The sequence below is a fragment of the Dictyobacter sp. Z7_2 genome, assembly GCF_057551105.1.
In genome coordinates, this window is the sequence record NZ_BAAJPE010000001.1 from 2,042,001 (window position 1) to 2,054,652 (window position 12,652).

Sequence of the window (12,652 nt, forward strand, 5' to 3'; positions counted from 1 at the left end):
GCGTTCATGCTGGATAGGATCACCTGGTACTCCTACCATTCGTTAGACGTGAGTACAAAATCGCGCATATGATAGATCAATAGTGTATAATCGTTTACAATACAACAAAATGAAGGTCATTTTGAACGGAGGCTAGACAAAGCGTGAAGTCACAGCAAGATACACAAAATATCAATAATGATTCTTCTTCGCCTTATTATGCTGAGATACAACAAATTGCTAACGAATACCATCTAGGTCAACTACGTGCATCCTATACTCAATCGACCATCAGTGGACCTCGACTGCTCATCAACGCCGTTGTCTGGTTTGTAGTTAGTTTGATCGGCTTGTATTTTTTGATTGCGACACTACGTAAGATAACCTTACAATCGACTTTAAGCGATCCTCCCACCTTGCGCTCCATCGGTGCAATCGGAGTGATCAGTCTGGTCATACTCTTTGGCTGCTTTCTTCAGGGCTGGCGCAACTTACGCGAGTATCGCTACCGTCATCGCGAGCAAGTCCATATTTTTGAAGATGGTCTGGTCTTTCTCGAAGGCCGCGAGCAGAGCTATGCACTGCGCTGGGATAAAATCGAAGCTCTCCTGCGTGGAAAGCTTGATCCTAAACGCCCCAAGCGTATCCTGCGCAACACGCTTACCTTTATCACGGACAAAGACGCGACGATTATTTTTGAGCCAAAAGTACAGAAAAGTATGGAACTCTGCGATACAATCGAGCGCGCCTATACAGATTATCGCAGTCCCGGGATGCTTGAGCTCTATCGATTAGGCGAGGACCTGGACTTCGGCAATCTGATCATCGATCAAGAGGGCGTCACCCATGTCCACTCAAACGTCGAGGAAGAAGATAGCATCTCATGGGAAGAGATCAATACCTTTGAGATAGGAAAGACTTTTACGCAGATCACGATCAATACAATGGAGGATAAATTCTGGTTTGAAGAGCTCAATTCAGACATAGATAACGTCCTGATCCTGAAAGAATTACTGCCAGCGTTTAGAGCTGAAAGTGATTAATTCCAGCTCATATGCGCTTTTGTAATCTCGACCCAAAAGCGCATATGAGTAATGATACCTCTCCCACAGAAATTTCTCCTGCTAAGTCCTGCGCGCACACTACGGCACTGCATCATCCCATGCCTCGCAGATCACCAAATCCTCGTCAGGAAACACTATAGCAGAAAAAGCATACCTTGTCTGTAACATTCTTTACAGATCTCGCAGCAAAAAATCCATATACTCCATCCAGAGCACTACTTCCAGAGCGTTAAAGCAGCGCGCAAGCACATCTCACAACAAGGATTAATCAATGAATACACCAATTTCTGCGCCACAAAAACTCTATCTGATGCAGTTATCGAGTTCCACTATCCCTGTAGCCGCAGGCCGCACACTCTCGATGATCTCAGGCTGCTATCTCATCGAGACAAACGATGGGAAACATATTCTGATCGACAGCGGCTTGCCGGCGGACGTCGCACCTCTGCCAGAAGCACCGGCGGAGGAAAATAGCAAAAGCGTCCTCAAACATCTCGAGGAACTGCATCTGCAGCCCGGGGACATCGACATGCTTATCTGTACCCATTTCGACGTCGACCACGCAGGATATCATGATGCCTTTACCAAAGCCGAACTCATCGTCCAGCGCGAACATTATGTTCTGGCCCGGAGCGGACATCCACGCTTCGCCGCCGCACGCAGCCATTGGGATCATCCAGCTCTGCGCTACCGACTCGTCGATGGCGATACCGAAATCCTGCCAGGCCTGACACTGATCGAGACCAGCGGGCACACTCCCGGTCATCAATCAGTGCTCGTACACCTGCCACAATCTGGCCCGATACTTCTGGCCGTCGACGCCGTCATGATGCAGCAGACATTCACTCCCGAGCGACGCGCCTGGCCGAACGATGATAATGAGGAACAGCTACGCGCCAGCACGCAGAAGCTCCTTGAGCTGGTCGAACGCGAGCATATAGCACTGGTCATCTTTGGACACGATGGGCAGCAGTGGCAGGCTCTCAAGAAAGCACCTGAGTATTATGCGTGAGCAGGTACGCTACATCGTGACGCCTTTGGCGGTTTCTGCCACGATAAAATCGACAATATCTTCCATCTTGCCGGTACGCTGATAGACCTGTCGCTGCCTGGCTGCTCCATTGCCGTGCTGAAGCACCTGCTCGACCTGCGAGGAGACCACGGACCAATCTCCTTCAGCCTCGAGCGCCGGACGCACAAAGGAGAGCAGCCGCTCAACGAGTTCATGAGCAGATATAGCTTCCTCGGCACGCGTATCAATCAGCTCGCCATCCAATCCGTAGCGAGCCGCTCGCCAGTGGGAGGTGCGAAGCAGTTCCGGACGCACGGTGGGGGCGGGAACGTTGTGAAGCACATCCTGCACGCAGGTCCGCACCAGGGCGCGTATGAGTCCAGCGATCATCACAGCTTCATCGATGGTCAAACAAACGTCGGTAACCCGAAATTCTATTGTTTTGAAGCGCTCAGACAAGCGCACATCCCAATAAATCTTGGTTGGATCGTCGACACTCTTGGTGGCAACAAGCGATTGCACAACGGCATGGTACTGCGCAAGCGAGTCAAATGCCAGCGGAGGTCCGGCGGTTGGCCAGCGCGACCAGATTTCGGTACGGAAACTGGCATATCCTGTCTCCTCACCTAGCCAATACGGAGAGTTGGCAGCCAGAGCCAGCAACACCGCTAACCAGGGACGCACATGATTCATTACTTGCAAGCCCACTTCGCGATCTTGTAGCCCCACGTGGACGTGACAGCCCTGGATACCCTGCTCACGCGTGAGCTGCCGATAATCACGCAGCAAAGCCTGATAGCGCTCCTTGGGAGTCGTCTGCTGATCTCTCCAATCGGCAAATGGATGCGTTCCAGCTGCAGCAATGTGAACTCCCACTTGAGAGCCGGCCGTAAATAATCCCTGACGCAGATGGATCAATTCCCGGCGCACATCCGCTAGCGTCGAGCAGACGGACGTGGCGGTCTCAATCTGAGAAAGTTGGATCTCAGGCTGCACTTGATCTCCAAGGGTACGCTGCGCCTTCCTGAGGAGCTTTAGAGAGTCGGAGCGAAACGCACGTGTGATGGGATCGAGAACAAGATATTCTTCTTCAACTCCAAGGGTGTATTTCTCGTCGTGAGATGACATGTATAAGTACCTTCCAAAAGTAAAAGTTCGCTCAAAGCCTGCCGCTACCTATTAGCTGGTTGTATCAACAGGGTTATAGATAGTACGATGAGAATAAAGATTACGATCCAGTCACCCTGCTCCAAGTAGGAGCGGTGAACTGGCTCAAGCGTGAGCCGGATAAGGTATCCTCATAGAGCCAATGACGATTGATCCTGGCATAGGCTAAGATCAAGAAGAATCATAGACATTGCCGGACAAAATATGCAGAAAGGGAGAAATGCAATTCAATGACAAAGTTCATCGACACAAAAAAGTTTGAGCAAGTGGTGCAAAAGATTAATCCCCACAACAAGTTAATCCGCGCCTGGGAGCTCATCGGAGGGGTTTCAGCACAGGTAACCGGGCTTGAGGTTGAGTTATCGGATGGACAAAAGCAAAAAATGCTTGTACGCCAACATGGTGAGATCGACCTCAAGCATAATCCACAGATCGCTGCCGACGAATTTAAACTCTTACAGATACTGCAATCCCACAGAGTGGCAACCCCGCAGCCTTATTATCTCGATCAATCCAGAGAGATTTTCTCCACGCCTTACATTGTCATCGAATACATCGAGGGAAAAACTGTATTCATCCTCTCCGAGATACCTGATCTCATCGCGCAGCTCGCCACACAGCTAGCAAACATCCACATGACCACTTGTTCGCCACAAGAGATCTCTTTTCTGCCTCAACAAGCAATCATCACTACCGCAAAGCTGAAAGCACGGCCCGCAAGCGTGGATGAGTCGCTGGGCGAGGGACACATCCGTGATGTACTGGAAAAAGTCTGGCCTGTCCCACAGCGGAACGCATCAACCTTGCTCCACGGGGATTTCTGGCCAGGCAATGTCGTGTGGCAGGATGGAAATTTGGTCGCAGTGATCGATTGGGAGGATGCCAAAATCGGAGATCCACTTGCGGACCTCGCAAATAGTCGCCTGGAAATCCTGTGGGCCTTTGGGATCGATGCCATGGAGAGCTTTACACAACAGTATCAAGCGCTAAACGCTATCGATCTTACCAATCTGTCCGTCTGGGACCTTTATGCCGCTTTACGTCCAGCCTTTCAGCTGGCTGAATGGGCCGCCGATGCCGACGCGGAGAGATCTATGCGAGCCGCACATACATTATTTATCAAACAGGCATTCGAGAAGGTGTCTTACCACACATAACATCATATCAGTGGGATGGGAGAAACTATGTGCCCTGATAAGCATTTCATACGAGTCACTGTTCGGCGTGGCCAAGCCGACGCCGCTATGTCTGGGGGGTGAAAAAGATGGGGTATGAGAAGGTGTCATGGATCTCCAGGATGAAATCGGCGTCCTGTTCTTGAGATAAGCCCCAGCGCTGTTCGCCGAGTTCTACAAAATGTCGGCGAGCTTTAAACGCTGCGAGGGGTTTGCCACGCTCTTCGATATCGCGTATGCGCGCCCGCGTCTGACGAATGAGTGTGTCGGCAATGACGAATATTTTTACGCTTGATTGAGCGTATTGCGCAAAAAAATTTTGCCAGCGAATGGTGTAGAGTCCTTCGATGATCAATGGCTGTTGCGGCTTTAGCGTCATTGGCTGGTAGCCGATACGCCGGTTGGCGACGAAGCTGTATTGAGGAATAAGCGTTTTTCCTGTTTGCAGGAGCTCTTTGATGTTTTGCTCCAGTGCTGGCAGATCATAGGCCTCAGGACTCTCCCATTGCGGGGCGTCGCCATACGTCTCATCATACTCGATTGGTACCACCTGCTCGTCGACAAAATAATGATCCATTGATAGGACGGCCGCTCTGAGATGGATAGCTAACTCGGTAGCAAAGGTGGTTTTGCCCGATGCGGCTGGACCGGCAATCAGATATACCTGTGCCAGAGGCAGTTCGTCAATCCGCGTCAACAAGACTGGAGTATGCAAGTATAGAGCTCCTTCCGGGGCTTTTGCTATGAGTGTATATATAGAGCACGTTTACATAGAGTAAGGCCTGATAGATACAGCGATATAAATTCTTATTCTCAAGAGTATAATTCTATACAAAAATTGTAAATTTGTCCATGCATTATGCAAGCAAGCGCTATTTTTTTAGGCTTTCACTGGCTGCATGGCTTGACGCTGGAAAATTTATATGTTACATACTTCCATATACATAGTTCAGCGGTAAATCTATACATACTTGTATGGCTGAGATCACATACCTGAGAACAAGGTTGTCACTCTTTCTCCCCGCTGCATAAAGTATATAAGTTGGGACACTGGATATTATCTGGATGAAAGGAGATTTATAGCTACAATGCTCGCATAAAGTCACTGTTGACTTTACCTTTTCCTTTGAGTAAGCCGCTCATGAGTAAGCCGCTCAATCAGCACCATACTGCTTATGATAAAACAAGGAGGCAACGAATGCCTGGATATTTCCACTCAACGACGCTTCACAGGGTAACGAGAGGCCTTTTATGCCTGCTTGCGTTACTATCGATATCGCTTAATCTCATCTCATGTGCCAGCACTGGTACAGGTGGAAAAATACAGCTCACAATGTGGTACTGGAACCGCTCCATTGATGATGATTTAATTGCTCAAGTCAACAAAGTGTTTCCGAATGTCAATTTGACCGCCGAAAAAATCACGAACTACGATAGTAAAGTTCGCACATCGATGGCTGGTCACACGGGTATCCCCGACATTATCGGGATCAACTCGAATATCTCCACCTATTTTCCCGATGAAGATCAATTTGTCGATCTACGGACACTCGGAGCTGGAGATCTCCAATCACAGTATTTATCCTGGAAATGGAACCTCGGTGTCTCCAACACAGGTAAGCTCATCGCTCTCCCCATGGATACTGGACCAACCGGCCTCTTTTATCGCGAGGACATCTTTGCTAAAGCGGGCCTCCCAACCGATCCGCAGGCAGTAACCAACCTCATGAAAACCTGGGATGACTATATCCAGGCAGGAGCCAAGATTAAAGCAGCAACTGACGGCAAAGTAAAGCTTACCGATAACATCTACAACTCTGTCTATCAGATGTCACTGGGGCAACATGAACTGCAATACTTCGATCGCTCCAACAAATACATCGGCGATCAGAGCCAGGTAAAACAAGCCTGGGATACCGCGATGAAGGTAGAAGAGCAAGGCTTAAGCGCCAACGTAGACCCCTTCACCAATGACTGGAATGCCGCTGTCAGCAATGGTACGGTTGCCTCGTTTGTCGGCGCGGTCTGGATGAAAGAGGTCCTACAAGAAGCCGCTCCCGATACGAAGGGGAAATGGCGGGTAGCGCGTACTCCAGGTGGCGATAGTAACAACGGCGGCTCATTTCTAGCCATCACCAAAGCCAGTCCCCATCCCAAAGAAGCGTATGAAGTCATCAAATGGCTAGAAAACCCCAGCAATCAATTGACCGCCTACAAATCGCTTCAACTCTTTCCATCCACGATCAGCACACTGAGCGCCAGCGCAATGAATTCGAACGAGGCTTTTTATGGAGGACAAAATACGAATGATATCTTTGCCGCCGCAGCAAAGAACATTCCAGATTTCTACCTCAGTGTGGATCAGAGTACAGTCGATACGGAGATACAGAATGGCTTGAAATTGGTAGCACTGGCACACGGCAATCCAGATAAAGTCTGGCAGACTACACAGCAAAATATTCAAAAACAGTTGTTACTTGCATAATCCCCATACCAATGAAGGAGGGAAAGCGCAATGAGTAGCGCCAGTCCTATCACGCTGACAAAAAACAAAAGCAAGACCCAACAGCAGCAACGCGATGTCGCCAAATCGAAAGGGACGTTCCGCAAATATCTGCCAATCTACCTATCGATTGCACCCTATTACATCATCTTCCTGGCCTTTGGGCTGATCCCTGTGATCTTTTCGCTCTACCTGGCCTTCCAAAAATGGGATGGCATTGGCACGATGACATTTGTTGGTTGGAATAACTTCATCTATGCCTTCAACGATTCCGTGCTGGGTACGGCCATTCTTAATACATTCGAGATCTGGTTCATGTCAACTATCCCGATGCTCTTGCTGGCACTGATCATGGCCTTTTTGCTCAATCAGCGCAAGCGCTCCAAATTCTTTTACCAGGTCTGTTTTTTCCTTCCCAATATTACATCCATTGTAGCCGTCGCATTGATCTTCAACTCATTTTTTGGTATCCAGTACGGCCTGATCAACCAGGTACTGACAGCATTGCATCTGCCAGCCATCCAATGGTTCAGCGGCTTCTGGTCCATGAAATGGGCGGTCGCCCTCCTCGTCATCTGGCGCTGGGTGGGCTATAACGGTCTGGTGTACATGGCTGGCTTGCAGAGCATACCCGGCGATTTCTATGAGGCGGCACGCCTGGATGGGGCCAATACATTCGACATCTTTTTCCGGGTTACAATTCCTTTATTGCGACCAGTCATTCTCTTCACCGTCATCTCATCGACCATCGGAGGTATGACACTCTTCACCGAGCCCAATATCCTCTTCAATGGCAACTCACAAGCGGTGGCCGGTGGAGTAGGCAATCAGGGTTTAACGATGTCACTTTATCAATATTGGGAATCGTTCAACTCCTATCACTTTGGCTATGGTGCTGCAATCGGCTGGATCATCTTTTTCATCTTGATTGTCTTTACCGCTATTAATTGGAGAATCATCCAACGTGGTGATAATTAGTAACAAGGAGTCAATGCTATGAAAGAGTATGGTACTCAGACACAGCGCATCATTATACAGGTAATCCTGCTAATTTTTCTGCTCATCTCGGTCTTCCCATTTTACTGGATGATTGTGATGGCGAGCAATACGACTGGTGACATCTATCGCATTCCGCCCAATTTTATTCTGGGTGGACAACTGTGGACAAACATTTCACATGTTTTTCAAAACATCGACTTTCTAAGGAACTTTGGCAATACACTGCTCGTCGCATGTAGCGTCACCGTTCTGGTGCTCTTCTTCTGCTCGTTAGCGGGTTTCACCTTTGCCAAATTTGAGTTTCCAGGGAAAAACATCCTGTTCGTGATCCTGCTGGGAACCATGATTATCCCCACAGGAAGCTCATTGGTCGCTTCGTTTGTGATTATGGCGGATCTGGGATGGGTTGGTACCTTCCTGCCTTTGATCATCCCCAGCATGGTAACGGCTTTCGGTATCTTCTGGATACGTCAGTATTCGCTGGCTGCGATCCAGACGGATCTGATCGACGCTGGACGCATCGATGGCTGCGGACATCTACGTCTCTACTGGAGTGTGGCACTCCCGGCCTTACGACCCGCGCTGGGTTTTCTGGGCGTGATCACGTTTATTACCGCCTGGAACGACTATCTCTGGCCGTTGGTAATCCTGACCGATCAGAAAAGCTATACGTTGCAGCTGGCTCTGGCTCAGCTCAATGGCGTCTACAATACCGACTATAGTATGGTCATGGCCGGCACATTGATGGCGACAATTCCTTTGCTAGTTGTCTTTTTCATCGGCTCACGCCAATTTATCGCCAATCTCTCGGCTGGCGCACTAAAATTCTAAGCGACTTTTCGACCCTCAGCGCTCGCTCTCACTGCCTTGAGGCGGTAGCAGCGAGCGCTTCTTTTGCTCCCCGCTAAGCGCTACATTCACGATAAAATGCGTAACAAAATCCTGGTAAGTAGGATTTTTCGCCTAACTCGATTGGTATAGGTCATTATGGCTATTTCTTTGTATTTCAAATTGATTCATGCTATTCTATCAATGTTCTACGGACGGTGATCTGATCAACAAGCGATGATTTTATCATCGCGAACACTGCGCCCACGCAGCTACGTCGCGCTTAAGCGGATGGTCTGCGATTGGGTCAGAGCGCGGTTCGTGAGCCGGATAGATATCCGTGGGGTGGATAGGTGAAGTTGTCTAGCCAAAGGGAAAAAATGTCTAAGTTATATACGTACGTTCGAAACTTTTTAGGGTCAAGTAACAGAAAGGTCGTCAATTTAGTACAGTTAAGTGTCGTTGCAAGCATGCTTTGTGCATCAGGAATTGCTATGGGCATCTTTACAACACCGGCTCACGCAGCAGCAAGCTGCACAAAACCGTATATTGTGAAATCTGGAGACACGTTAAGCTTGATCGCCCTGAGATACAAGGCCAACTGGCATGTAATTGCTCAGGAGAACGCGATTCCTAATCCAGATCTGATCTACGTAGATCAGCGTATCTGCATCACGAAAAACGCACAGTCAGCTACGACCGAGAGTGTAGCTCCTGTCACCAACAGTGTAGCGCCCGCGCCCATAACGCCCACAACACCGAGCGCTCCAGCTCCTGTACAAGCTCCAACAACGAAGTCCGGGGTCGATAATGTTGCCAATACCGATGTCAGCGGTCTGATTGATGCCATCTTCGGATCGTATGCCGCCGGTGCCAGGAATGTTGCCATGTGTGAATCAGGAATGAATCCCAACGCAACCAATCCTAGTAGTAACGCATCCGGTGTATTCCAAATTCTCTATCCGAGCACATGGTCTACAACATCGCAAGCCAGCCAATCGCCTTACAACGCCCAGGCGAATATCATTGCCGCCCACGACATCTTCGTGCGCGATGGATACAGCTGGCGCGAATGGTCTTGCCAACCGTAAGATAGAAGAATATCGATGTATTCGTTTTTGTTGAGTTAACAGCGACAACTTCACCTGACGAAAAAGCGTTTCAGAGAACACTTTATGCTTGTTCTCTGAAACGCTTTTTCTATGTCTATAGCAGATGAAGCGAGATGGCATCAAATTTACGTATGAAATCATTTATAAATCGAAAGAAACAACAAAAAGGGATGCATGGCATAATGCGGTCGTTACGGGTGCCGTGAACGTGGCCCCTACTTCGCCACACGATCAGGTTCGCTCGTTCAATACACCCTTCTGGCGCTACGCAGGCGAGGACTTCTCTTTGTCAGCGCTGGCGGCAGGTGCAGGGCTCTGCTGCTTCTCGGCCTGCCTCTGCTCGGCCATTTTTTTCTCTTCGGCGTGCTTTTTCTCAGCCTGACGCTTATCGTACCAATGTTTGCCGTCCAATAAGACACGATATGCGCTGTAGATGGCGGGGCGATAGACCAGATCATGTGTCACTAACGAACGCATGGCGTGGCCGCCAAAGCCGCGTTTGAAGTTGTAGACGCCAGATAGCTCATCATTCTCATCAAGATTGTCAGGGATACCACGCGAATTAAAATACCAGCATCCATGCGCTTTCGCCCAGAGAATGCGCTGCCATTGCAACAGATAGTTGATGCGAAGCTGGCGCGATTCTTCAGAGGCGGCTTCATACATGTTCCAGCTCCAACGTCCCAGACGCACGACCATGGCCGCAGCGATGATCTGACCTTCATGTTCAGCCACAAGCAGAGCCGCATACTCTTTATATAAGCGCATGAATTTCTCATAATACTCTTTGTCCAGCACCATAAAATCGCTGCGTACACCCGTGTCGCAATAGAGACGATAGAAGGCATCCAGATCCGATGGCGAGCCGCCTTCACGAATAGTTACACCAGTGCGTCCAGATGTACGAATATACTGACGCGTCTTCTTATGCATCCTGGAAAGGACCGTCTGCTCATCATCACGGATATCGGTGACCCACTCGTGGCGCAGATGATGAGCGTACGGAATGGTCCGAAAACCATAGTGACTCAAAGCCTGTGACCATTGAGTATTGCCATCCTGGACGCCTGGCTCGACCTTCAGCATACACGCTCCACGCTTGTGCGCCTCCGCTTTGACAAAATTCAGCAGTATGGTCATGGCTGGCGAGGCTGGATCGTCAATAATCGGCCCACGCGGAGCATAAAAATAAGTTGCATGCAGAACTGGCAGTGTCAAGATTAGTATCATCATACCAGCACAAAGTGATCCATCCTCATTCACAACCCCGACATGCAACGAATCGGAATCGCGCTTACTCATCAACTCTCCCCACTCATAAGTTTGCGTCAGATTACATAACTCAGACGCCGCCACAAAATCATTCCATTGTTGGCGATCAGTAATAATTTGCGCCCGCATTTTTACTATCCTTTTCTATTTATGTATAAAGCCTTGAGCATATTTTCAATCCTCGGTACTACCACGTAACAGAGAAGCAACAGAGGACATAGTCTTTCTGGCTGCTAAGAATCGTCCTGGTGATCTTCTAAATAAACGATTGGGTGATTCACATCGGGAGAAAAATGGCTGACTCGAAATAAGTACGACATATATCCACACATTTATATATTTTTTGTGTCTTAAGATGCAAAGTCATAGCTCTAAAGTCCTCTTCTGCGTCACAAAAGAGCGACCAAACTTGCTAAGCGACGGATAGAGGCGAGATGATATGGAGATCTTGACTGGTGGAAATATCCTGATGCAGAGCAGAAGTAAATAAAGCTATACAGCGAAAACACATACAAAAAATACAGGTAACTATTACCTGTATTTTAACAAAGTTGGTCGAAATCGTCATCGGCGACAAAGAAAGCGAAGCCGCTCCATTGAGAGAGCACTTTGGGCTGTGGCAGGGCCGAGACAGCGTGCATAATACTCGTGATCAGTGTTGCAGGTGGATCAACATGAAGCATCTGTGTAAGCAACTCATCTATTTCATCATCGCTCAAATCAACGTTATCATTTAAAAAGTCAAACGACACATTATTCATTAAAAATCCCTCCTGCATTCATCGTATTTATCAACTGGTTTTAATACGACAAACTTGAGAGGGAAGTTTCAGAATTCTAAGCTAAAGCTTAGAATTCTGAGAAAGTTGTGAACATGCTTAGTGATTTATGAGGCTGTACGAGCACTGCGTGGTTCCCAATGCGCGGCCATAGCAGTCCTCAACAGAGGGCGGGCGCGCTGAAAATACGTCTTCGCAGTTGCTTCAGGCATACTCAAAGTCTTGCCAATCTCCGAGAAGCTCAATTGCGACGTATAGCGCAGCAAGACGACCATGCGGAATTTTGGAGGCAAGGCATCAATCGCTGCATGCAATTTCTCTTTGAGATCGCTACGCTCGGCCAATTCATCAGGCAGAGGGCCACTATCAGGAATGATAGCCAGCGGTGACAGATCATCCTCGTCGTGCGCGGATTCCATCTCCGAGAAGTGGATGGCACGCTTCCGGCGCAACTCATCCAGGCAACGATTGCGGGCTACCTGGAAAAGCCACGCTTTGAGCGGCTCACCAGTGCGCAAGGTCGGCATTGAAATATAGAGCTGCGTAAAAACTTGCTGAGAAACATCGCACGAAAGATCATAATCATTTAAAAGGTGACAGATGAAATTAAAAATTGGTGTATTGTAACGCTTTACCAATACCTCAAACGCTGCTTGATCACCCGCAAGCGTCTGCTTTACCAGAATTCCGTCAGTCAATTCATTATTTTGTATAGATGCTGTTCGTTCCCGTACTTGCATGTTCATCAACCTCACTTTCTTT

12 protein-coding genes are annotated in these 12,652 nt (G+C 48.6%); 7 read left to right on the forward strand and 5 right to left on the reverse strand.

Annotation, left to right across the window (positions count from 1 at the left end; translation table 11 throughout):
* Window positions 1-143: 143 nt before the first annotated feature.
* Complete coding sequence (locus AC27N8_RS08085; protein WP_487065768.1) at window positions 144-1,022, forward strand: DUF6585 family protein; 879 nt, start codon at window positions 144-146, stop codon at window positions 1,020-1,022.
* 292 nt (window positions 1,023-1,314) lie between these two features.
* Window positions 1,315-2,055, forward strand: a complete 741-nt coding sequence (locus AC27N8_RS08090) for an N-acyl homoserine lactonase family protein (protein WP_487065770.1) — start codon at window positions 1,315-1,317, stop codon at window positions 2,053-2,055.
* A 9-nt stretch (window positions 2,056-2,064) separates the two neighbouring features.
* Here AC27N8_RS08090 and AC27N8_RS08095 read toward each other — a convergent pair whose 3' ends face one another.
* Entirely contained in the window at window positions 2,065-3,183 is a 1,119-nt protein-coding gene (locus AC27N8_RS08095) for a carboxylate-amine ligase (protein ID WP_487065772.1), read from the reverse strand.
* Between the two features lie 269 nt (window positions 3,184-3,452).
* Between AC27N8_RS08095 and AC27N8_RS08100 the strand changes: the two genes are divergently transcribed.
* Window positions 3,453-4,379: a phosphotransferase family protein gene (locus tag AC27N8_RS08100; protein ID WP_487065774.1), complete on the forward strand. Its 927-nt coding sequence runs from the start codon at window positions 3,453-3,455 to the stop codon at window positions 4,377-4,379.
* Window positions 4,380-4,464: 85 nt separating this feature from the next.
* On the opposite strand, the gene AC27N8_RS08105 is transcribed toward AC27N8_RS08100, so the two are convergent.
* Window positions 4,465-5,112, reverse strand: a complete 648-nt coding sequence (locus tag AC27N8_RS08105; RefSeq protein ID WP_487065776.1) for a uridine kinase family protein — start codon at window positions 5,110-5,112, stop codon at window positions 4,465-4,467.
* A 483-nt stretch (window positions 5,113-5,595) separates the two neighbouring features.
* On the opposite strand from AC27N8_RS08105, the gene AC27N8_RS08110 reads away from it, so the two are divergent.
* From AC27N8_RS08110 to AC27N8_RS08125, 4 genes are all read left to right on the forward strand, one after another.
* On the forward strand, window positions 5,596-6,882 hold the full coding sequence (locus AC27N8_RS08110) for an ABC transporter substrate-binding protein (RefSeq protein WP_487065778.1): 1,287 nt from the start codon (window positions 5,596-5,598) through the stop codon (window positions 6,880-6,882).
* 30 nt (window positions 6,883-6,912) lie between these two features.
* Window positions 6,913-7,878, forward strand: a complete 966-nt coding sequence (locus AC27N8_RS08115) for a carbohydrate ABC transporter permease (protein ID WP_487065780.1) — start codon at window positions 6,913-6,915, stop codon at window positions 7,876-7,878.
* Window positions 7,879-7,896: 18 nt separating this feature from the next.
* Entirely contained in the window at window positions 7,897-8,730 is an 834-nt protein-coding gene (locus AC27N8_RS08120) for a carbohydrate ABC transporter permease (RefSeq protein WP_487065782.1), read from the forward strand.
* 491 nt (window positions 8,731-9,221) lie between these two features.
* Complete coding sequence (locus tag AC27N8_RS08125; protein ID WP_487065784.1) at window positions 9,222-9,818, forward strand: LysM peptidoglycan-binding domain-containing protein; 597 nt, start codon at window positions 9,222-9,224, stop codon at window positions 9,816-9,818.
* Between the two features lie 285 nt (window positions 9,819-10,103).
* Here AC27N8_RS08125 and AC27N8_RS08130 read toward each other — a convergent pair whose 3' ends face one another.
* The 3 genes from AC27N8_RS08130 to AC27N8_RS08140 form a co-directional block, all read right to left on the reverse strand.
* Entirely contained in the window at window positions 10,104-11,240 is a 1,137-nt protein-coding gene (locus AC27N8_RS08130; protein WP_487065786.1) for a lipid II:glycine glycyltransferase FemX, read from the reverse strand.
* A gap of 413 nt (window positions 11,241-11,653) precedes the next feature.
* Entirely contained in the window at window positions 11,654-11,872 is a 219-nt protein-coding gene (locus AC27N8_RS08135; RefSeq protein ID WP_487065788.1) for a hypothetical protein, read from the reverse strand.
* Window positions 11,873-11,997: 125 nt separating this feature from the next.
* The gene (locus AC27N8_RS08140; RefSeq protein ID WP_487065790.1) at window positions 11,998-12,636 is read right to left on the reverse strand and encodes an RNA polymerase sigma factor; all 639 of its coding nucleotides are present in this window, start codon (window positions 12,634-12,636) and stop codon (window positions 11,998-12,000) included.
* Window positions 12,637-12,652 lie beyond the last annotated feature (16 nt).

Bases quoted from the DNA above. Each gene is read 5' to 3' on its own strand.
- AC27N8_RS08095 (WP_487065772.1), bottom strand. From the start codon at position 3,183: ATGTCATCTCACGACGAGAAATACACCCTTGGAGTTGAAGAAGAATAT.
- AC27N8_RS08100 (WP_487065774.1), top strand. From the start codon at position 3,453: ATGACAAAGTTCATCGACACAAAAAAGTTTGAGCAAGTGGTGCAAAAG.
- AC27N8_RS08135 (WP_487065788.1), bottom strand. From the start codon at position 11,872: ATGAATAATGTGTCGTTTGACTTTTTAAATGATAACGTTGATTTGAGC.
- AC27N8_RS08110 (WP_487065778.1), top strand. From the start codon at position 5,596: ATGCCTGGATATTTCCACTCAACGACGCTTCACAGGGTAACGAGAGGC.
- AC27N8_RS08090 (WP_487065770.1), top strand. From the start codon at position 1,315: ATGAATACACCAATTTCTGCGCCACAAAAACTCTATCTGATGCAGTTA.
- AC27N8_RS08130 (WP_487065786.1), bottom strand. From the start codon at position 11,240: ATGCGGGCGCAAATTATTACTGATCGCCAACAATGGAATGATTTTGTG.
- AC27N8_RS08125 (WP_487065784.1), top strand. From the start codon at position 9,222: ATGGGCATCTTTACAACACCGGCTCACGCAGCAGCAAGCTGCACAAAA.
- AC27N8_RS08115 (WP_487065780.1), top strand. From the start codon at position 6,913: ATGAGTAGCGCCAGTCCTATCACGCTGACAAAAAACAAAAGCAAGACC.
- AC27N8_RS08120 (WP_487065782.1), top strand. From the start codon at position 7,897: ATGAAAGAGTATGGTACTCAGACACAGCGCATCATTATACAGGTAATC.
- AC27N8_RS08140 (WP_487065790.1), bottom strand. From the start codon at position 12,636: ATGAACATGCAAGTACGGGAACGAACAGCATCTATACAAAATAATGAA.